Annotated in this window: 17 protein-coding genes and 1 pseudogene; 11 read left to right on the plus strand and 7 right to left on the minus strand. The window is 66.2% G+C overall.

Annotated features, from left to right (window positions below):
* Nucleotides 1-2: 2 nt before the first annotated feature.
* Nucleotides 3-866 (minus strand): methyl-accepting chemotaxis protein, encoded by an 864-nt coding sequence (locus ACA097_RS25840; RefSeq protein WP_371370576.1) that lies wholly within the window; start codon nucleotides 864-866, stop codon nucleotides 3-5.
* A pseudogene (locus tag ACA097_RS25845) lies at nucleotides 861-1,673 on the minus strand (MCP four helix bundle domain-containing protein); the annotation flags it as partial. The gene ACA097_RS25840 and the pseudogene ACA097_RS25845, both read right to left, overlap by 6 nt.
* A gap of 544 nt (nucleotides 1,674-2,217) precedes the next feature.
* Here ACA097_RS25845 and ACA097_RS25850 point away from each other — a divergent pair.
* The 8 genes from ACA097_RS25850 to ACA097_RS25885 are packed head-to-tail and all read left to right on the plus strand — an operon-like array spanning nucleotide 2,218 to nucleotide 13,801.
* A complete protein-coding gene (locus tag ACA097_RS25850; protein ID WP_371366949.1) occupies nucleotides 2,218-4,620 on the plus strand; it encodes a type VI secretion system Vgr family protein in 2,403 nt (800 codons plus the stop codon).
* On the plus strand, nucleotides 4,617-5,432 hold the full coding sequence (locus tag ACA097_RS25855; RefSeq protein ID WP_371366951.1) for a DUF4123 domain-containing protein: 816 nt from the start codon (nucleotides 4,617-4,619) through the stop codon (nucleotides 5,430-5,432). Before ACA097_RS25850 ends, ACA097_RS25855 begins: the two co-directional genes overlap by 4 nt.
* Nucleotides 5,425-5,943: a DUF3304 domain-containing protein gene (locus ACA097_RS25860; RefSeq protein ID WP_371366953.1), complete on the plus strand. Its 519-nt coding sequence runs from the start codon at nucleotides 5,425-5,427 to the stop codon at nucleotides 5,941-5,943. Before ACA097_RS25855 ends, ACA097_RS25860 begins: the two co-directional genes overlap by 8 nt.
* Entirely contained in the window at nucleotides 5,931-8,474 is a 2,544-nt protein-coding gene (locus ACA097_RS25865) for a phospholipase effector Tle1 domain-containing protein (protein WP_371366955.1), read from the plus strand. The genes ACA097_RS25860 and ACA097_RS25865 overlap by 13 nt, the downstream gene beginning before the upstream one ends.
* Before the next feature lie 37 nt (nucleotides 8,475-8,511).
* A complete protein-coding gene (locus tag ACA097_RS25870) occupies nucleotides 8,512-9,033 on the plus strand; it encodes a DUF3304 domain-containing protein (RefSeq protein WP_371366957.1) in 522 nt (173 codons plus the stop codon).
* Between the two features lie 28 nt (nucleotides 9,034-9,061).
* Nucleotides 9,062-9,319 carry a PAAR domain-containing protein gene (locus ACA097_RS25875; protein ID WP_160287342.1) on the plus strand — a complete coding sequence of 86 codons (258 nt, stop codon included), beginning with the start codon at nucleotides 9,062-9,064 and terminating at the stop codon, nucleotides 9,317-9,319.
* Entirely contained in the window at nucleotides 9,316-10,446 is a 1,131-nt protein-coding gene (locus tag ACA097_RS25880; RefSeq protein ID WP_371366959.1) for a hypothetical protein, read from the plus strand. Before ACA097_RS25875 ends, ACA097_RS25880 begins: the two co-directional genes overlap by 4 nt.
* Nucleotides 10,430-13,801, plus strand: coding sequence for an ImcF-related family protein (locus tag ACA097_RS25885; RefSeq protein WP_371366961.1), 3,372 nt, complete (start codon nucleotides 10,430-10,432; stop codon nucleotides 13,799-13,801). Before ACA097_RS25880 ends, ACA097_RS25885 begins: the two co-directional genes overlap by 17 nt.
* A 46-nt stretch (nucleotides 13,802-13,847) precedes the next feature.
* On the opposite strand, the gene ACA097_RS25890 is transcribed toward ACA097_RS25885, so the two are convergent.
* Complete coding sequence (locus tag ACA097_RS25890; RefSeq protein WP_371366964.1) at nucleotides 13,848-14,786, minus strand: alpha/beta fold hydrolase; 939 nt, start codon at nucleotides 14,784-14,786, stop codon at nucleotides 13,848-13,850.
* A gap of 164 nt (nucleotides 14,787-14,950) precedes the next feature.
* Nucleotides 14,951-15,907 (minus strand): LysR family transcriptional regulator, encoded by a 957-nt coding sequence (locus ACA097_RS25895; RefSeq protein WP_160287338.1) that lies wholly within the window; start codon nucleotides 15,905-15,907, stop codon nucleotides 14,951-14,953.
* Nucleotides 15,908-16,025: 118 nt separating this feature from the next.
* Here ACA097_RS25895 and ACA097_RS25900 point away from each other — a divergent pair, with 118 nt between their 5' ends.
* Together ACA097_RS25900 and ACA097_RS25905 are read left to right on the plus strand one after the other, a co-directional pair.
* A complete protein-coding gene (locus ACA097_RS25900; RefSeq protein WP_043252840.1) occupies nucleotides 16,026-16,868 on the plus strand; it encodes a type 1 glutamine amidotransferase domain-containing protein in 843 nt (280 codons plus the stop codon).
* A gap of 16 nt (nucleotides 16,869-16,884) precedes the next feature.
* Nucleotides 16,885-17,607: an SDR family oxidoreductase gene (locus tag ACA097_RS25905; RefSeq protein WP_371366966.1), complete on the plus strand. Its 723-nt coding sequence runs from the start codon at nucleotides 16,885-16,887 to the stop codon at nucleotides 17,605-17,607.
* Nucleotide 17,608: 1 nt separating this feature from the next.
* Here the strand turns inward: ACA097_RS25905 and ACA097_RS25910 are convergent, their stop codons facing one another.
* Nucleotides 17,609-17,773 (minus strand): hypothetical protein, encoded by a 165-nt coding sequence (locus tag ACA097_RS25910; RefSeq protein WP_167333369.1) that lies wholly within the window; start codon nucleotides 17,771-17,773, stop codon nucleotides 17,609-17,611.
* 126 nt (nucleotides 17,774-17,899) lie between these two features.
* Nucleotides 17,900-18,472, minus strand: a complete 573-nt coding sequence (locus tag ACA097_RS25915) for an HlyD family efflux transporter periplasmic adaptor subunit (protein ID WP_371366969.1) — start codon at nucleotides 18,470-18,472, stop codon at nucleotides 17,900-17,902.
* A gap of 323 nt (nucleotides 18,473-18,795) precedes the next feature.
* Here ACA097_RS25915 and ACA097_RS25920 point away from each other — a divergent pair, with 323 nt between their 5' ends.
* Nucleotides 18,796-19,404 (plus strand): ribonuclease, encoded by a 609-nt coding sequence (locus tag ACA097_RS25920; RefSeq protein ID WP_371370577.1) that lies wholly within the window; start codon nucleotides 18,796-18,798, stop codon nucleotides 19,402-19,404.
* 41 nt (nucleotides 19,405-19,445) lie between these two features.
* On the opposite strand, the gene ACA097_RS25925 is transcribed toward ACA097_RS25920, so the two are convergent.
* Nucleotides 19,446-20,774, minus strand: coding sequence for an OprD family porin (locus ACA097_RS25925; protein ID WP_371366971.1), 1,329 nt, complete (start codon nucleotides 20,772-20,774; stop codon nucleotides 19,446-19,448).
* Nucleotides 20,775-20,943 lie beyond the last annotated feature (169 nt).

The following is a 20,943-nucleotide window of genomic DNA, read 5'->3' on the forward strand; positions in this document are numbered from 1 at the left end:
GCTTAAAGGCTGAAACGCTGCACCAGGCCGCTGAGCCCGGCGGCCAGGCGCGACAGCTCCTGGCTGGCGGTGCTGGTCTGCTGCGAACCGGCGGCGCTCTGGTTGGACAGGTCGCGGATGTTGCTGAGGTTGCGCTCGATGTCGCGGGCCATGTCGGCCTGGCGTTCCACCGCCTCGGCGATCATGCGGTTGCGCTCGTCGATGCTGCGCGCGGCATCGATGATCACCGAAAGCGCGCGGTCGGCGGCACCTGCCTGGCCCTGGGTATGGTCGGCCTGCTCGGCGCTGCTCTGCAGGGCCTCGACGGTACGCCCGGTGCCATTCTGGATGGCGTCGATCAGTTGCTCGATTTCGCGGGTCGAATCGCCGGTGCGCTTCGCTAGCGCACGGACTTCATCGGCCACCACCGAGAAGCCGCGCCCGGCTTCGCCAGCGCGGGCCGCCTCGATGGCCGCGTTGAGCGCGAGCAGGTTGGTCTGCTCGGCGACCGCGCGGATCACATCGAGCACCTTGCTGATGTTCAGCGTCTGCTCGGCCAGGCCCTGGGCCTGGTCGGCGGCATGGCGCACGCCGCTGCCGAGGTTCTGGATCGAATGCAGGGTCGCTGCCAGTTGCTGTTGCCCGTTCTGCGCGCTGTCGCTGGATTGGCGCGCCACCTGGGCGGTGGACTGCGCGTGCTCGGCGACGCTGCCGACTGCCTCGCTCATCTGGCTCATGGCGCGGCTGACGTTGTCGATTTCGTCGTGCTGCTGGTGCAGGCCGCGGGTGCCTTCTTCCATCACCGCGCTCATCTGCTCGCTGGCGGTGGCCAACTGCTCTGCAGCCTCGCCGATCTGGCGGATGGTGCCGTGCAGGTTGTCGCGCATGCAGCCCAGGCGGTCGAGCAGGCGCGCCGCCTCGTCGCGGCCGCGGGCGTTCATGCTGCTCTGGCTGAGGTCGCCTGCTGCGATGCGCTCGGCCACTTTCAGGGCTTCGGCGAGCGGGCGTACCAGGCTGCGGGTCAGGCTCCAGGCCAGCAGCAGGATCAGCAGCAGGGCGCCGCCCAGGACGGCCAGGACGACCCGCTTGGCCTTCTCGTAAGTGGCCGCCGCCTCACTGGTGGCAGTGGCCGCGGCCTGCTTGTTGAGCTCGCGCAGCAGTTGCACCTGGGTGTCGATGGTGTCGGCCTGCTGGTCGATGTTGGCGATCAGCAGCGCCTTGGCGTCGTCGAATTTCTGCTGCTCCAGCAGCTGCTGTTCCTGGCGGATGGTGTCGATGAACTGCTTGAAGGCTTCGTGCAGCGCATCGATGGCGCCGCGCTCGCTGTCGTCGCTGACGAGCCCTGCGTAGTCGCGGAATTCCTGTTCGATGTCGATGGCCAGCTGCTCGATGATCACCTTGTTGCCGCTGCGCACCATGGGATCGGGGTTGGCCACCTGCTGCAGCGAGCGCACGCGCAGTTGCGCCAGGTTCAGCGCGATGCTGTCGGCCAAAGCGATGCTCGGCAGCTGCACGCTGTCGATGGCCTCGCCCTGGGCGCGGATGGTCGCCATCTGGTACAGGCTGTAGCTGCCAACGCCTCCGAGCAGCAGCGCACAGACAAGGAAACAGAGGAGGGTGCGATGACCGATGCGCAAGCGGCGCATGGGTTGCCAACGGGCAAGACGGGCGAGGGCGGGCTTCAAGGTCTTCATCACAAATACCACTACTGCTGTGACGCTCTGCCGAGCTGGAGGAAAGGCGCGCAGAGCTTATGAAAGAGATGTGACAGTAGTGTGTAATGGCCAACTGCCTTGCTGCCGTTGGCCTGCGGCAAAGCCGCGAGCTAGGACGGTTTGGCGCGCCAAGCGGCGTTGGGCCGGCTCGGCGAGTTTGCCGAGCGAGGCTTCGGTGAATCAAGTGTCGGCACGGTTGCGCTGAGGCTGCTCGATCTGGAACAGCTGGAAGACGTCATCCACCTAGCCGTTGCACCACCGCATGAGTGGCTTCAATCGAAGACTCGAAGCTTGCGCGAGCGTCATCCATTTGGAGTGCGTAGGAAAATATCCAGTGGTCTGTAGGGCTTGTCTGAAGCGTAAGAGAGTACGACGCCTCGCATTGAAATGTGTCGGCAAGACGAATTTACTCCTGCCCCCATCGCGGCGAGGTAGTGCCGCGAACGGCTCGAGGCAGAGCCTGAATCCTGGTTGACTCAAGGACTTCTGCCTCGAATGCGGCAACGCAATGGAGGCTCTGTCCGTGCTCGACCCAATCCGCCCGTTCTTCGACCATTCCCGCCACAAGCTCAGCGTCGGCGATCTCGACGTTCCCCTGGATGTTCTCGCCTTCACCGGCGAAGAAGGGCTGAGCCAACCGTTCAGCTACCACATCGAATTCACCAGCAGCGCGGGCGATATCGCCGCCGACGCCATGCTCGGCCAACGCGCCAGCTTCAGCCTGTACGCGGCACCCGATCCGACGCCGAAATTCAGCTTCAACCCCCAGCCGTTGTTGCCGCTGCGCACCCTGAATGGCGTGATCACCGCCTTCAAGCGCCTGTCCGGCTCGCGCGACGAGGCTCGTTACGAAGTGCGGCTGCAACCGCGCCTGGCGCTGCTCGATCGCGGCCTGCAGTACCGCATCTACCAGAACCAGAGCGTGCCGGAGATCGTCGAGCAGGTCCTGCGTCGGCATCAATTTGAGGGATACCAGTTTCACCTCGACCTCTCGCGCACCTACCCGGACCGCGAGCAGGTCATGCAGTACGCCGAGAGCGACCTGGCCTTTCTCCAGCGCCTCTGCGCGGCCCAGGGCATCTGGTACTGCATCCGATTCGATGAGCGGATCAAGCTCGACGTGCTGGAGTTCCACGACAGCCCAGGCCACTACCAGCGCGGCTTCAGCTTGCCGCTGCGCCCGCAGTCGGGTTTGCAGAGCAACGCCGCCGACGGCGTGTGGAACCTGCAGGCCAGCCACCAGGTGGTTGAAACCGGCGTCTTCGCCCGCAGCTACAACCCCCGCGAGGCCTGGGCCGATCTCGATGCCGAAGTCGACCTGACCCGCGGCGCGAAATCCACCTACGGCGAGGCCTACCACTACGCCGAGCCCTATACCAAGCCCGGAGATGCGTTTGCCTTCGCCCACGAGCACAGCAGCGACGAGGGCTTCTTCCACGCGCGCCTGGCCCACGAGCGTTACCTGAACCAGCAGACCCGCCTGAGCGGCACCAGCAGCAGCGCCACCTTGGTTCCCGGCCAGGTGCTGAAGATCGACGGCGGCGCACCGCAAGCCTTCGAAAAGGGCGCGCTGATTGTCAGTCTGACCTGCAAGGCCGCCCGCGACAGCAGCTACGAAGTCACCTTCGAAGCGATCCCCGACGCCGACCACTACAGCTTCCGCCCGCCGCCGCCCAGGAAGCCGAGCATCGCCGGCACGGTGCCGGCCCGCGTCACCAGTAATCGCAAGAACGACCCGTACGGCCACATCGATAAAGAGGGTCGCTACAAGGTCAATTTCCTCTTCGACCGCGACGCCTGGCCCGCCGGGCAGGAAAGCCTGTGGCTACGCCTGGCTCGGCCCTACGCCGGCGATACCCACGGCCTGCACCTGCCGCTTCTCGCAGGAACGGAAGTGGCGGTGGCCTTTGAGCAAGGCGACCCCGACCGCCCCTACATCGCCCACGCCCTGCACGACAGCCGCAACCCGGACCACGTCAATCTCTACAACTACAAGCGCAACGTCCTGCGCACGCCGGCGAACAACAAGCTGCGCATGGACGACGAGCGCGGAAAAGAGCACGTCAAGCTCAGTACCGAGCACAGCGGCAAGAGCCAGCTGAGCCTCGGGCATCTGGTCGATAGCGAGCGACCGAACCCCAATCCGCGCGGGGCCGGTTTCGAGCTGCGTACGGATGGGCATGGGGCGATTCGGGCGGGCAAGGGGCTGTTCATCAGTGCCGATGAGCAGTTGAACGCCCAAGGCAAGCAACTCGACATGCAGCCGGCGAAAAGCCTGCTCGAAGGGGCCATGCAGCAGATGCTTGAGCGGGCCGAGGTTGCCGAGGCGCATCACAATCCGATGCCCGACACTGCGAGCCTCGAACGCTTCCAGCAGGCGGCCACCCAGCTCGAACAACCCGCCATGCTGCTGAGCGCTCCCCAGGGCATCGGCGCGCTCAGCCCACGCGCGGTCCTGCTCGGCAGTGGCCAGGCGCTCTACCTGCAAAGCCAGGGTGAGCTCAACCTCGCCAGTGCCGAGCGCTTGGCCGCGCACAGCCGGCAAGCCATCTCGCTGCTCGCGCAGCAGGAAGGCATTCGCCTGGTCTCCGGCAAGGGCCCGCTGGAGCTGGAGTCCCACGGCGACACGCTATCGCTCACGGCCTTGCAGGACATCACCGTGCAATCGGGCGAAGGCCATCTGCAGCTCACCGCGAAGAACGGCATCACCCTGGCCAGCGGCGGTGCCTACATCCACCTCAGCCCGCAAGGCGAGATACAGGTGCATAGTCCTGGCCTGCTGAGCCTCAAGGGGCGGCACCGGTGGGCGGTGCCAGGCAGCCAGGACTTCCCGCTGCCGGAATTGCCCAGCTCAGTCTTCAAGGAGTGCCTGCGCCGGGCCCGCGAGGCGGCGCAGGGCTTCCTGCCCAGGGAGGGTTCGGTATGACCAACCAGCCGACCGCGGCCTGGCTCGACCTGCTCGCATCCGCCTGTGCCCGTGTAGCAACGACCCAACTCCATCTGATCGTCGACCAGGCCGGCAGGCCGCCCTTGCTTGCAAGCGTGCGCAGTATCGAACCGCCGATTGCCGGCCACTCGTTGTTCAGCGGCCTGCCCGAGGCCGCCGCCGAGGAACTGGCACCGTTGCTGTTGCGCATCGACCTTGAAGAGCCCCTGCAACGCCAGTGGCTGCTCGGGCTGCTGGCGGACTACGGCCCCCAGGCGCGCGTGCTGGCATTGGCCTCGGCCTGGCCCTTCGAGGACCTGGCCGGCTACCTCGGCCGCTGCCTGGAGGCGCGCAACGGTGGCCAGCTCGGCCTGCTGCGTTACTACGACCCGCGTCTGTTCCCATTGCTGTTCAGCCACGTGTTGGCACCAGAGCAACAGCAGCAGTTGCTACGCCCCGCGCTGTTCTGGAGCTGGCTCGACCGCGACGGTGCACCCCGGCTCATGCCGGGTCATGGCGAAGCGGTGGAGCGGGGCGTCGATTTCGGCCTCATCGAACTCAGTGACGAGCAGCTGGAAAACCTCGGTTGTGCCAGCGATGCCACGCGCGCCCTCAGCAAGCTGAGAAGCGCAATTGCATCGGAGTTGCCATCCGAGCAGGCCTTCCAGACCTGCTATGCCGCCATGCTCGACGCCACCCGCATCGGCCTGCTCGACGACAGCCAGCGCGAGGCCCACGCCCTCGACCACCTGCATAAAGCCGAGTCATCCCCTGATCCGCTCGCCACGCAAGGAATTGGACGCCATGCCTGACATCTCGCTTCGTCGCTTTCTGCTCATTCTCTTTGCCCTCGTAGCCGGCCTGCTCGCCGTTGCCGCTCAGGCTGGGACCATCTACGGGGTCAACCATACCCACTGGGCGATCAACCACTTCAGTGTCGATGGGCGTTCGGCCGTCGACATCATCGGTCCCTATCAGGGAGGCGGGGGTGGCTGGGGCTATTCGCCGCCGGCGCAATGGCGACCGGGGATGACGGTGCGGGTGGATTGGGAGACCGGAGTGGCCTACTCCGATGACTTCCCTGGATTTGCGGATAGAACCAAATACAAAGCCTGGTTAGCAAAAATCGACGCGCAAACGCGTCAGCACAGCACAGTAGTTCCCGTGCCGGATTACGGCAGCCAAAAGGTCTGCGGCATCACCGTGCATTTCCTTCCTTGTGACCAGCTGCAGGTCACTACCTCCTGCTACCCCTACGGTGCCCCCGAATACCCGATCAAGACCCCGCTGCACCTGCCGGAGCCGACCTCATGTCCGAAATGAAATTCGCCGACCTGCTCTGGTATCCGCCGCAGTTTCCTGAGCAGGGGCGCTTGCCCAGTCATTCTTTGCAGGTATGGGAAAACCGCAAACACCAAGAGAGCTGGGAAGTCGGCTACCACGATGCCCTATGCCAGGCCGCTCAGCGGCGAGTGGAGCGCCCCTGCTGCAAGACCGTGCATATCAGCCTGTTCTTCGACGGCACCGGCAACAACCTGAACCACGACCTTTTCGTGACCGATCCGGCGCACCCGACCAATATCGCCCGGCTGTTCCGCGCCACCATTGGCGCCGGCTATGCCGGTGGCACCGCCGGTGCCGGCAGCCAGGCGCAGGGGCTGACCGATAGCTTGGATGAAGGCAGTAACCAGTTCTTCAAGTACTACATGCCCGGTGTCGGCACGCCCTTCCCGGAGATCGGCGACCTTGACTTCAGCGGCCTTGGCCTGGCCACCGCGCTATATGGCGAGGAACGCATCAACTGGGGCCTGCTGATGATCATCGATGCTTTGCGGCGCATGGCCAATCTGCCCAGCCTGGATGTGCCGACCTTGAAGGAGTCGGTGGCGGCCATGACCACGCCGATGGCAGCCCTGGATATGGGCGGCACCAGCTTGCGCCGGCGTGTGTTCGAACGGCTGCTGAATGCGCCGGATTTGGCGCCGCGGCTGCGTATCGCGCTGGCCCAGCCAACGCCGGGTACCTCGAAGCTGCTCGGTATCAAGCTCTACGTCTACGGCTTCTCCCGTGGCGCGGCCGCAGCGCGGGCCTTCGTCAACTGGTTGGCGCAGTTCCTCCATCGACCGGACTCGGAGCAGCCCGCCGAGCACTGCCTGCTACTCGGTACGCAGAAGCTGCCATTGAGCATTGAATACCTTGGCCTCCTGGATACGGTGGCCTCGGTGGGTGTTGCTCATATCGCCCCGGTCGCCGAGGGGCATATGAGCTGGGCTGACGGCACCATGGAGTTGCCGGATGAAGCGGGTTACGGCGGATGGATCAAGCGCTGCCTGCATCTCGTTGCGAGTCACGAGCAACGCCTGTGTTTCCCGCTGGACTCCATCCGCCGGACCAATGGGCACTACCCATCCTGTGCGGTGGAGGTGCTGTATCCGGGGGTGCATTCCGACTTGGGGGGGGGTTATCCGCCGGGAGACCAGGGCAAGGCCTACAGCGAGGACAAGACGGATGGCGACAGCTTGCTGCTATCGCAGATTCCGCTGAACGATCTCTATGCCGATGCCTTTGCTTACGGTGCTCCATTGAAAGTGCCTAAGAACATCTTGCCGCAGGAGTTGAGCAACTACCTGTGGCTGGCAATGGAAGTCGGAGTGATGCGTGAGTTTGATGCTTCCTCGACTCTTGTCAACCGCTTCAACGCCTGGCGCCAAGTCACCTTGGGCCTGCACGCCGATCCGCAACCCCTGCGCGATTCGCTGGCCAACCACTACGAACCGGTCCGCGCCGCCACCAGCCTGGAAAAGGCCCTGCAGGAGCAGATGGGCTGGATCACCGCCTGGCGCATCGACCGCTATGCCTTCCTGAGCCTGGAGGGCTGCTCCTTCTACCAGGAGGCCACCGACAGCCAGAGCGACGAGCAGGTCCGCAAGCTGGCCGAAACCTTGCGCAACGACGAACAGCGCGAGGTCGAGAAGCGTCGGCTCGCCCAACTGGAGCAGGAGGACGACCCGCGGCGCCCGAGCAAACCGCTGGAACCGGGGCCCAAGGACTTCGACCCGGACATGGCCAAGACCCAGCTGCGCCAGGCCGCCCAGGAGTTCGGCGAGGACTATCGCGGCACCCGCCGCACGCCCACCGGTACCTTCGAATGGGCGCTGGACAGCATCCCGACCACCGCCATCTACCTGCTCAACAGCGACGATGAGCAAGTGGAGTACGAGCGCATGAAGAAAGCCGGCCAGCGCCTGGTCAAGGAGCTGTTCCCGCCCCGGCCGGGGTATAGCTGCCATGACAACGAAACCGAGCGCGGCCAGGTGGACGAAAGCCGCAACGCCTCGCTGCAAAGCGGCCTGCTGCGCGCGCTGTTCGATGACCAGGTGCACGACTCGCGCGCCTGGTTCCTGCACTACGCCCTGAAGGGTTCGCGCGAGCCGTGGACCAGCTACTTCCGCGAACGCATGGTGTATTTCGGCGAGGCCTGCAACAAGCCGCTGTCGCTGCTCAGCGTGGCCGGCGGCGTGGTGGGCGCGGCGACGCTCAGCGCCTCGGTGGTTTATGTCATCCGCCGCGGCAGCCCGGCCGAGCGCCTGGCCCTGGCCGGCGCGGCGAGCCAATACGGGGCGAGGGACCTGACCAGGCTGGTCTCGGTGCTGGACCAGACCACGGGGTTGGCGTTGCCCATGCGCGATGATGCCGCGCACCTGCGCGCGCCGACCGAGGCCATCGGCACCTTGGTGCGCGAGCAGCGCCCGGCCATCCGCCAGCAGCGTATCGCCCAGGCCCAGCGGGAAATCGCCGAGCTGTGGGCCGCCCATGAGGCCAAGACCCGCGAGGTGCCCGATGTGCCGGCCTGATCCACACCTTTGTCGTCCCGCCCAAGGAGGGAATCGTATGTTTCCAACCGTTCGCTGCCGCGCGCTACGGGCCCTACTCGGCGGCCTCGCCGCCGGGCTCGCCGCCACGGCCCAGGCCGGAACCATCTACGGGATCAACCACACCCAGTGGGCGATCAACCACTTCAGCGTCGATGGCCATTCGGCCATCGACATCATCGGTGCCTACCAGGGCGGCGGAGGGGCCTGGGGCTACGCGCCGCCGGCGCAATGGCGACCGGGGCTGACGGTCAGAGTGGATTGGGAAACGGGGGTGGCCAGTTCAGAAGGCTTTCCCGGCTTTGCTGATCGGGAAAAGTACTACGCGTGGCTCGACAAGATTGATGCGCAAAAGCGCCAACACACCCAGCTAGTCCCCGTCCCGGACTACAGTGGGCAGAAAGTCTGCGGCATCACCGTGCACTTCCTGCCCTGCGACCAGTTGCAGGTCAGCACCTCCTGCTACCCCTACGGCGCGCCCGAATATCCGATCAAGACCCCGCTGCGGTTGCCGGTGCCCAAGACGTGCCCGGTGAAGTGACGCGTATCGACCTACAGGAGGCGTTTCCATGAAACCCGTGATCCGCCAGGGCGATGCCTTGCGCGAATATGGCGGCCAGGTGCTGGAAGGCCGCTACGACTGCCTGGGCAAGCCCATCGCCTGCCAGGGCGATGCGGTGTTGTGCAACCTACATGGCCTGAACCGCATTGCCGAGGGCAGCAGCCTTGCCCAGGTCGACGGTCTGCCGGTGGCCCTGGATGGCCACCGCTGTGCCTGTGGCTGCTCCCTGGTCAGCTCGGCGCCCGACTTCCTGGTGGAACCGTGAAGCCCGAACCGCACTTCGCCGCTTTTCCCATGGCCAACCCACCCAGCTACTCGCGCTGGCTGGCCACGGGGTCGACGTTGCTGGCGCTGGTCGGCGGTGGTGGCGTGCTGCTGCGTCCGTTTTTCGAACCGCGTGTGACCGCCTTGTTGGCTGCCGGCGTATTGCTGGCGTGGTTCCTGGCGCTGCTGGTGTGCACCTTGTCCTTCCGCCTGAACCGTCATACGGCGCAGTGCTATCGCGAGGAAACACAGCAAGTCTCGCAGGCTTGGTGGGCGCAGCATCGCCGGCAGGTTGCCCTGGTCGAAAGCGTGCTGATCGGTGCGGCCGGCACGACGGATCTGCATTGGCGGCGCGTGCTGGCGGGCAAGGGTTCGCCACCGTCGGTGCAGGAGGAAAGCGGCGGTCAGGCGATCCGCCTGCTGCAGGTCTTCGGCGCCGATCTCGTCGAGCGCGAGCGGCAACTGGCCCGGCAGTTGGCGACAACCTGGCAGCAACAGCGCAAACCCGCCGCGCTTCCAGCATTGCAGTGCTATTGGCAGGGCTCGCCGGCAGGCTGGAGCGCCTTCGTCCAGCAAATGGCACAGGAGTGCCCGGATGTGCAGTTGCCGGAGCATCCCGAGCCTTGGCAGGGCATGGCCAGCCTGGACGCGATCATCGAGCGCCTGCACGGCGCGCCGGCCGAGGCACGGATTCTTTGCGCCGGTTGCCAGTCCAGCGCCTCGAGCCGTGACGCGCGCCTGCCCGCCGGGGAAGCCGCCGTGCTCTGGCTGCTGGGCACGCAGGGCGGTGCGCGTTTCACCTGTGGCGAGCGCTTCGCGGCAGAGCAGGACGACCTCGCCGAGGTTGCCCTCCGTGCCGTGCGGCAAGCCGAACTGGAAAAGCCGGCCGAAGCCTGCGTGGCCTTTTCGCAACCCGAGGTCACCCAGTTGGGCGAGTTGGGCTGGCCACTCAACCAGCACCAGCAGGACGCCTACTGGGGCGAACTCGAAGGCCTGCAGGCAATGGTCGTGCAGACCCTGGCCGCCTGCCATGCCGAGCAGCACGCAAGCCCCTGCGCCTGGCTGGCCAGCGACCCCGATCACACCCTGGCACTTGGAGTGGTGCAACCCGATGACGCAAGTTCCTGAACCCCGCAATCCGTCCCTTCTCGGTACCTTCCTGCTCATGGCGCTGCTGGTGGCCGTTCTGGTGTTGGCCGGCAGCGTCGCCTGGTGGTTGTGGGAGGGATCGCCCTCGCTTGACCGTGCTGCGCTGAAAACCCTTCTATTCAGGGGGCTGCTGTGCTGGGCGGTGCTATTTGCTCTGGCTGCGTTGGTCTGGTTTTGCGTGCAGAAGGGCATCCGCCAACTGATACGTGGCAGGCGGCCAGTGAAGGTTCCAAGCTCCGCCGAGGTGCTCGCGCTAGCGCCGAAACAAAAACTGGCGGAGCGCCTGCGTAGCGATTACGGGCTTTTCTGGCCGCTCAAGGTTCGCCTCCTGCTGGTCGTCGGCGAGCCGGCAGAGCTCGACGCTGTTGCCCCCGGCCTGAGCCCAAACAAGTGGCTGGAAGGTCAGGGCACCGTGCTGCTCTGGGGCGGCAGTTTGGGTGGGGAAATGGAAGCTTCGACGCTGGTCTTGGTCAAGGGCCTGCGCCGTTGGCGGCCGCTGGACGGCATTGTCTGGGCGCTGAATGAGGCGCAGCGCGACGACGTCGAGGCGCTGGGCACAGGCGTGCGCCGTCTTCGCGATATTGGCCGGACCTTGGGTTGGCAAGCGCCGCTTTACCTCTGGCAGGTCTGCGCCAGCGACTGGTCGCAGGCGGAGCGCAAGGCCCAGCCGGTGGGCTGCTTGTTCCCGGCTCGGGCCTCGGCGGAGCAGGTGGAAGCGTCGCTGCGCGGGCTGCTGGAGCCTTTGCGTCAACGCGGCTGGCGGCAAATGCAGGAAGAGGGCAGCCGCCACGATTTCCTCCTTCGCCTGGGCCAGGAACTGGAAGGGGGCAGCATCGCGCATTGGCGTTTGGCGCTGATGCCTTTCCTTGGGGATTGCAGTCGTCGTTTGCCGCTGCGTGGCCTGCTGTTCGGCCTGCCGCAGAAGTCTCCCGAGGGGCTGCTGAACAATGCCTGGTGGCCGAACGCGGCCTGGCAGGCTGTGTTGGATGATCGGGAACCTCGCGGCCGCCGCCTGGGCTGGTCCGTGCCGCGCCTGACGTATTGCCTGGTGCTCGGTCTGGCGGCCCTGTGGGCCCTGGGCCTGTTGCTGTCGTTCGCCAACAACCGCAGCCAGATCGCTGATGCGCAGGCGGCGCTGAGCGTGTTGCGGCAACCGGGCGACCTGGATAGTCAGATATCCGCCCTGCATGAGCTGACCCGCGAGCTCGGCCGGCTGGATTACCAGGCGCAGCAGGGCGTGCCCTGGTTCCTGCGCTTTGGCCTGAGCCAGAACGATGCACTCCAAACCGCGCTCTGGCCCGCTTACACCGAAGCCAACAATCGCTTGCTGCGCGATAGCGCCAAAGCCCATCTCGAACGCCAACTGACCGACCTGGCCGCGCTGCCCCCGGGCAGCCCCGAGCGCGCCGCGCGCGCCGTTGAAGGCCATGACCAACTCAAGGCCTACCTGATGCTGGCGCGTCCGGAAAAGGTCGATGCCGCCTTCCTGACCAAGGCGCTGCACAGCCTCGAAGCCGACCGACCCGGCATCAAGCCCGGCCTCTGGCAGGGCCTGTCGCCAAGCCTCTGGGCCTTCTACACCGAACACCTGCAAAGCCACCCCGACTGGCGTATCCAGGCCGATTCCAAGGTGGTGGCGCAGGCGCGCCAGGTGCTGCTCGGGCAGTTGGGCCAACGCAACGGCGTGGCCAGCCTGTACGAGAAGATGCTGGAGGGGGCGGGCAACAACTACGCGGACCTGAACCTGCTGCAGATGGTCGGCGAAATCGATGCGCAGGCGCTGTTCGATACGCCCAACAGCGTGCCCGGCGCCTTCACTCGTCAAGCCTGGGAAGGGCATGTGCGGGCTGCCATTGACGAGATCGCCGAGGCGCGTCGCGAGGAGATCGACTGGGTGCTCAGCGACCGGCAGAACAAGGTCGCCGATGAGCTGAAGCCCGAAGCGCTAAAGGCGCAGCTGACCGAGCGCTACTTCCAGGAGTTCGCCGACTCCTGGCTGGCCTTCCTCAACAGCCTGCGCTGGCGGCGGGCAGACAACCTGCCCGAGGTCATCGACCAGCTCAGCCTGATGAGTGACGTGCGCCAGTCACCGCTGATCGCGCTGATGAACACCCTGGCCTACCAGGGCCGCACCGGTGCCCAGGGCCAGGCGCTGGCCGATTCGCTGATGAAGTCGGCGCAGCAACTGCTCGACAAGGATAAGCAGCCGGTGATCGATCAACGCGCCCTCGGCCTGCACGGTCCCTTGGACGCCACCTTCGGCCCGCTGCTGGCCTTGCTCGGCAAGGAGGAGGGCGCCACCAGCAACGATGACAGCCTGAGCCTGCAAGCCTTCCTGACCCGCGTGACCCGCGTGCGCCTGAAGCTGCAGCAGGTGATCAACGCCGCCGATCCGCAGGCGATGACTCAAGCGCTCGCGCAGACGGTATTCCAGGGCAAGAGCGTCGACCTCACCGACACCCGCGACTACGGCAGCCTGCTCGCTGCCAGCCTCGGCGAGGAGTGGAGCGGCTTCGGCCAGAGCCTGTTCGTGCAGCCGCTGGCCCAGGCCTGGGAAGGCGTGCTGCAGCCCTCGGCGCAGAGCCTGAATCGGCAGTGGCAGCGCTCCATCATCAGCAACTGGAATCGCGCGTTCGACGGCCGCTATCCCTTCGCTGGCAGCGGCAGCGACGCCTCGCTGCCCATGCTCGGGCAGATGATCCGCGGCGGTAGCGGACGCATCGAGCAATTCCTCGCCGGCCAGTTGGGCGGCGTGCTGCGCAAGGAGGGCAGCCGTTGGGTGGCGGATGCCGGCAACAGCCAGGGGCTGCACTTCGATCCGGCGTTTCTCAAGGCGATCAACGAGCTCAGCGCCCTGGCCGACCTGCTCTATACCGACGGCGGCATGGGCCTGACCTTCCAGCTGCAGGCCAAGCCGGTGCGCGACGTGGTGCAGACCACGTTGATCGTCGACGGCGAGCGCCTGGAGTACTTCAACCAGATGGAGTTCTGGCAGTCGTTCAGCTGGCCGAGCCGCATCGATCATCCCGGCGCCTCGCTGAGCTGGACCAGCGTGCGCACCGGCGCCCGGCTGTATGGCGACTACGCCGGCACCTGGGGGCTGATCCGCCTGCTGGAGCAGGCCCAGGTCACGCCGCTGGATGACAGCGACACGCGCTTCCAGGTCGTGCTGAAAGCCGCCGACGGCCTGCCGCTGACCTGGCACCTGCGCACCGAGCTGGGCCAGGGGCCGCTGGCGTTGCTACAGCTACGGGGCTTCAAGCTGCCGGAGCGGATCTTCGCGACCCAAGCGAACAGCGCCGATCCCTATGCCATCAACGAGGAATACGAATGAGTTGGCAGGCAGTCTCTGGGGGATGCGGGCACGCAGCTGAGTCGAGTCAGCAGGTAACCGGCTGGTGCTGCGGCTCCTTGACCAGGTAGACGCTAAGGCTGTCGTCCACCCGGCCATCGCGCAACCAGCGCAGCGCGATGGGCCAGAGGCTGTCCTGGAAGCGGCTGTGGAAGAAGGCGAAGTGGCCGATGGCTTCGAAGCCCAGGGCCTGCGGCGGCAGGCGCAGGTGCTGGCGCGGGCTGTTGCGGTAGTAGGCGAGCAGGCGCTCGATGGCGGCGCGGGTGCCGAATTCGTCGTCGGTGATGCTTAGCGCCAGGGTTGCGCCGTGCAGGTGGGCGAAGCCTTCGGCCAGGGTCTTGCGCTCGGCGGCGGGCATGGTTTGCGGGCCGCGGCGGTAGGCGTCTTCGAAGCGCGGGCTGCGGTGGGTCCAGTCGCGTACCACGCCCGTCGGGGTGTCTTCCATCCAGCCCAGGCGCTTGGCCGGGAAGTAGCCGAACAGCCGGCTCAGGGTCGGCATCGCCACATGCCACTTGAACAGCATGCCGAGGCGTCGTTGGCGGTCGTAGTCACGCCAGTGGGCGAATTGCGCGCCCATGCTGAATACGCGCTGCACCTGACCGCAGGAAGGCGCCAGGCCGATCAGGAAGCCACCGACGCTGTGCGCCACCACTTGCAGCGGCTGACCGGGAAACCGCGCGGCGCTCCAGCGCAGCACGCCCTCGAAGTCGAGGCGGCCCCAGTCCAGCCAACTGGCGTGGAAGCCGCGCAGTGAGGCCGGGCGCGAACCGCCGATGCCGCGGTAGTCGTAGCAGACCACGTCGAAGCCTTGCCGGTGGAGGTAGTCGGCGAAGCGCGCGTAGTAGTCGCAGCGCACCGAAGTGGCCGGGTTGACGATCACCACCGGCCGTTGCGGATCGCTGTCGGAATGGCGCCAGACACGCCCCCTGAGCGGGTAGCCGTCGGTCGCGGGGATGCTCGCCTGCATGCTGGGTTCCCGGTTCGCTGCGTCGCTCGACTCTAGCCGCTCGGCCCGTGGAACGACCAGTACAGTTGCCGGGAAAAAAGCCGCCGCAGCCCGGGGCGTGCGACCACAGGGATGCGGCGGATGGCAGCTGATCGGTGCAGGGGAGGTTTCCGTGCCGATCGCGGTCAGTTTGCGTCCTGCGCCGGCGCCGAAACAGATTCAGATGTACCGGCAAAATGCGGATCAGCCGCTGCCTCGCCGAGGAAGTCGATCAGTGCCCGGCTTGCGGCGGACAGCTGGCGGTGCGGCGGATAGAGGATAGAGAAGGGCCGGCTGCTGCCTTCGTGCTGCGGCAACAGGCGGACCAGTCGGCCCTGGCGCAAGGCGTCGGCGACGATGAATTCGTAGGTCTGGCAAAGGCCCATGCCGGCGATAGCGAGCGATACCGTACCGAGCACATCGTCGGCCAGCAGCGGGTTGCCGCGTGGCACGAACTCACGTTCCGCGCCCTCTTCGCGGAACAGCCAGAGTCCGGGCTTGCCGCTGCTGGGCATGATGAACGGCAGGCAGTTGTGCGATTCCAGATCCGACAGGCTGTGCGGCGTGCCGGCGCGGGCAAGGTAGGCCGGCGCGGCCACCAGGCACAGCCGGGCGTCCTCGAGCTTGCGGCCGATCAGGCCACTGTCGGGCAGGCGGCCCAGGCGGATGGCCAGGTCGTAGCCTTCGGCGATCAGGTCGACGTTGCGGTTGGCGATGCCCAGCTCCAATTGCACCTGCGGGTAGCGCAGGGCGAAGGCGGCGAGCAGCGGCGGCAGGCGGTGATGACCGTAGGTGGTCGGCACACTAAGGCGCACGCGGCCCTGTACGGGGCCGGCGCCGCGCAACTCGCGCTCGGCGGCTTCGATCTGCGCGAAAGCGGCGCGGGTCTGTTCCAGGTAGCGGCTGCCGCTCTCGGTCAGGCTCAGGCGCCGCGTGGTGCGGCGCAGCAACTGGCTGCCCAGGCGCGTCTCCAGGCGGGCGACGGCCCGGCTGATCACCGACGGGGTGGTAGAAAGGGCGATGGCGGCGGCGCTCAGAGAGCCGTGCTCGATGACGGCAAGAAAGGCCTCGACGTCGCCGAGGTGATCGAAGCGGCGGGGCATTTGTATCTCCAGAGCAAAGATGATTTGGCCGGAAGCGAGTTTATCGCCGTCAATGGCATCAATACAGTGGCGACCCACGCGCCGGCCCTTGCCTGGCGCCCCTGATCGGAGACTCGCCATGAAAGCCCTGAAATCCCTCGCCCTGGCCGCCGCAGTCGGCAGCGCCAGCCTCGGTGCCCATGCCGCCAACGTGCTGGTGGTGCTGTCGGACGCGAACCACCTCGATTTGCGCGACGGCAAGGTCTACGCCACCGGCTTCTACCTCAACGAACTGCTGGAGCCGACCAAGGCGCTGCTCGATGCCGGCCACCAGGTCACCTTTGCGACGCCCAGCGGCGTGGCGCCAACCCTCGATCGCAGCTCGGTCGATGCGCAGTTCTTCGGCGGCGATGCCAAGCGCCTGGCCGAGTTCGAGGCGCTGCTGGCGAAACTGAAGCTGACCTCGCCGGGCGAGTCGCCGGTGATCAGCCTCGCCCGCGTCGAGCAGATCGGCTTCAAGCATTTCGATGCGGTCTACGTACCCGGCGGCCATGCGCCCATGCAGGACCTGCTGCGCGATCCGGCCCTCGGTCGCCTGCTGCGTGCCTTCCATGCCGAAGGCAAGACCACTGCGCTGGTCTGCCACGGCCCCATCGCGCTGCTCTCCGCGCTGGACCAACCGCAGCGGCTGATCGATGCGCTGGAGCGCGGCGAGAAAGTGGCCGCGCCGCGCGACTGGATCTATTCCGGCTACCGCATGACGGTGATCAGCAACCAGGAAGAGGAACAGGCCAAGGGTCTGCTCGGCGGTGGGCAGATGAAGTTCTACCCGCAGACCGCACTGGAGCGAGCCGGCGGCAGCTACCTGAGCAACGCCACGCCCTGGACGCCCAACGTGGTGACGGATCGCGAACTCATCACCGGGCAGAACCCGGCTTCGGCGGCGGCCGTGGGCAAGGCCATACTGCAACGCCTGCATTGATCGACAGGAGAGCGCCATGAGCAGCCGTACCTTCCTCGTCACCGGCGCCAGCAAGGGCATCGGTCGCGCCATCGCCGAGCAATTGGCCGCCGAAGGGCACAGGGTGGTGGGCATTGCCCGCCAGGCCGAGCGCGGCGACTTCCCTGGCGAGCTGGTGGCGCTTGACCTGGGCGATGCCCAGCGTAGCGCCGCGGGCTTGGCGGAGCTGGCCGCCCGGTACGCCTTCGACGGGCTGGTGAACAACGTCGGCCTGGTCAAGCCGCAGGCCTTGGGCAACATCGACCTGGCCAGCTTCGATGAGGTCATGCAGGTCAACCTGCACCCGGCTATCCTCGCCACCCAGGCACTGCTGCCGGGAATGCGCGAGCGCGGTTGGGGCAGGGTGGTGAACATCTCCAGCCTGACCATCCTCGGCATTGCGCAGCGCACTGCGTATGCGGCGGCCAAGGCGGCCTTGGTCAGCTTCACGCGCGGCTGGGCGCTGGAGCTGGCACAAACCGGCATCACCGTGAACGCGGTGGCGCCGGGGCCGACCGAGACCGAACTGTTCCGCGCCGGTAACCCGCCGGGCAGCGCCGGCGAAGCGGCCTACCTGGCCGCGGTGCCCATGGGGCGCCTCGGCCAGCCACAGGAGATCGCCGCCGCGGTGACCTTCCTGCTCTCGGACCGCAGTGGCTTCATCACCGGGCAGACGCTCTACGTCGACGGCGGCGCCTCGATCGGCAAGGCCGCTTTCTGACTCAGCGGTGGGCTTCGAAGCCCGGACCGCCATGCCCGCCGCCGCCACCCATGTGACCACCGCCACCCCCGCCGGGGCCGCCGAAGGGCGGGAAGAACGGCCAGCAGCCGGAAAGCGAGGAGAACAGGGCGAGGACGAGGGCGGTCTTGAGGGCCTTGGAAAGCATGTGACACCGGGCATACGGGAAATTCGGGCGCGCATTTAACGCTCGCCCAAGTCTTGCCGTCGCGGGGAATCGGGTATCGGCAGGGTAAAGACTGTATCGCTGCCGATACCCGCGAAGGCGCCGGGGTCAGAACCCGCTTTCGCGCATCACCACCGCTGCCAGGTGTTTGCCGCCCTCGACCAGAAGACTGCGGCGCTGGCCTTCGATCTGCAGGTGGCCGCGGGTTTCGCGCAGGTTCGGCGGCGGGCCGTCGAGCTGCACCAGGATGTGGAACAGCGGAGTGGTCGGCACCAGGTGCTCACCTTGCGGGTTCACCGCCAGCGGGCCGCCGTGGCGCGAGGCGAGGGCCGGCTGTTCCAGCTGGTTGATGCGTGTAGTGCCGATCTGCCGCACATGCCCGGCGATAGCGGTCGGCACGCCCTCGGGATAGAAGCGCACCGGGCTGCCTTCGGTCAGGCGTGGGACTTCGTCCGGGCCGACATAGGCGTCCACCTGCCAACTGCTCGGGTCGATCAGCACGCCGAGGGATTCGCGGCTGCCGATCCACTGGCCGCTGCGCCAGTTGGGGTTCGAGGGCCAGGGCCTGGCCGCGGGGACGGAAAAGGGAGGCAGAGCGGGGCTTGTTCGGCAAATCCATAGCGATACCCACATAAGAAAACGGGACTCTAGAGCGGTGCCCGTACTTCCTAACGCGAGCATTCCTGGCCCTGAGCCTAGACAGGGGGTAGGAATTTTTCTGCTTTCTTACAGAAAATTCTTAGAGAAATTTCGATCTGATCTATGCCTGGACCTTACTACTGGTCATGGGCACAAAACGACCTTTCGGTCGGAACTTGAGCGACTTGGCGCTGATTGGCATGAACTGTGCCGGCTACCTCCATGCACGGAGGCTGTCGGTCGATCTGTCAGACGAGCGTGAAGCGGGGCTCTATAAATACCGTGGACTGCATTCAACCTGATGAGGGAGGTCGGCCGTGGCCAGGTTCATCACCTGCCTGCTCAGCCTGGTTCTCGTCCTGGCAATGGCCGGGGATGTCCAGGCGCGAAGCAGGCAAAACCAGCCGCAAGGGCGAGCCGGTGTATTCGACTACTACGTTCTTACCCTGTCCTGGTCGCCGACTTTCTGCCTGACCAACCCGCAGAACGAGCAATGCGACGGCAAGGGCTATGGCTTCGTGCTGCATGGCCTGTGGCCGCAATACGCCAGCGGTGGGTGGCCGCAATATTGCGAGTCCGATACCAGGCTATCGGCCAGCGACCGCGCGAAAGGGAAGTCGCTGTTCCCGACGGAGGGTTTGCTCAAGCATGAATGGGCGACCCACGGCACCTGCAGCGGGTTGGGCGCGCCAGGCTATCTCGATGCCGCCGACCAGGCGCTTGGCCGGGTGAAGGTGCCGGCGATTTTCGAGCCCTCGCGGGAGCCGCATTACCTGCCGGCCGCCGAGATCGCCGAGCTCTTTCGGCGGAGCAATCCCGGTCTGCCGGAAGATGGCATCGCGGTCTCGTGCAGCGGACCCGAGCTCAAGGAAGTGCGTGTGTGCCTGACGAAGGACCTGCAGCCGACTTCCTGCGGGAAGGGCGTGCGCTCGAACTGCCGCTCGGGGCAGATCAGGGTGCCGGGCGTTCGCTAGCGATGGACGTTGCCCCGGCCGAAGCCGGGGCAACCTGCGGCTCAGAGGATGGAGATCGGGTAGTCGACGATCAGGCGGAACTCGTTGTTGTCGCCTTCGGCCTGGTCGGCGTTGCCGCGGTGGATGGCCTCGCGCAGGCGGAAGGACATGTCCTTGACCGGCCCGCTCTGCACCACGTACTTGGCTTCCAGGTTGGTCTCGTGGTGGCTGCCGTCGTCGCCGTAGCCGTAGGCGCGGTAGGGGCTGTCCGCCGCCATCTTCGAGCCGTCGATGCCGTGGCCGTTGACGTAGCGCGCCATGAAGCTCAGGCCGGGCACGCCGTAGCTGCTCATGTTCAGGTCGTAGCGCAGCTGCCAGGACTTCTCTTCCGGGCCGTTGAAGTCGGAGTACTGCACGGAGTTGGCGAGGAAGATCGAGTCGGCGGTATCGCCCGGGCCGTTCTGGCCGAAGGCCACATAGTCGAACGGGGTGTCGCCGTGGACCTTCTGGTAGGCCAGGGTGACGGTGTGCGCCGTGAGGAAGCTGTAGGCGGTGGCGAACGACCAGGTGGTGTTGTCGATCTCGCCGGCCTTGGCGCTGCCGTCGTCGAGGGTGCGGTAGAGGTTGAAGTCGAAGTTCAGCGACTGGTCGCCGGTCAGCGGCAGGGTGTAGTTGGCGTTGGTGTAGTACTGGCGCCAGATGTCCTCGAGCTTGGAGGCGTACAGCGACAGGCTGAGGGCGTCGTTCACCGCGTACTTGCCGCCCAGGTAGTCGATGCTGCTGGCCTCGACGTTGGCGTAGGAAGCGAACAGGCCATGGTTGCCGTTGGTGGTCACCGGGCCGTTGCCGCCGGTGAAGTGCCCGGCGTCCAGGTCCAGGCCCTGGATCTCGCTGCTCAGCACGTTGAAGCCGGTGGCTGTCTGCGGGAACAGTCGAGTACCGCCGGCGGCGAAGACTGGCGCGGTGGGCTGCAGGTCGCCCCAGCGCAGCTCGGTCTTCGACACGCGCAACTTGAGGGCGCCGCCGGCGCGGCCGTATTCGCTTTCCGGCGAGCCGTCGTCGCGCACCGGCAGGTTGCCGGTGCCGGAGGTGCCAGCACCACCGTCCAGGCGGATGCCCCAGTTGCCGAAGGCTTCCACGCCGAAGCCCACGGTGCCCTGGGTGAAACCGGAGCTGTAGATGGCGGTGACGCCCTGGGTCCAGTCCTTGCGGTCGCCGCCGCCGTTCTTGCCGTCACGGTTGAAGTAGTAGTTGCGCAGCAGCAGGTCGAGCTTGCTGTCCTCGACGAAACCCTTGGCCTGGGCCTGGTCGCCGACGGCATCAGCCAGGGCGAACTGCAACGGCGCACCGGCGATAAATAACCCCAATAGCGAAAGTCTGAATGCAGACATGGTCTACCCCTTTGTTTGAATTGTCATGGCAGGTCGAAAGTGGGAAAGGGCGATATATGTTGTCGTGAGTGGATATATCGGCTCCCGAAAAAGAGCGCGAAACAGATATCAGCCGAGTTGTGCCGTCTCAAAGCGAACGCGTCGATAGTCACTATCGAGACGATTCATG

Source organism: Pseudomonas sp. QL9 (assembly GCF_041409665.1).
Taxonomy (GTDB): domain Bacteria; phylum Pseudomonadota; class Gammaproteobacteria; order Pseudomonadales; family Pseudomonadaceae; genus Pseudomonas; species Pseudomonas knackmussii.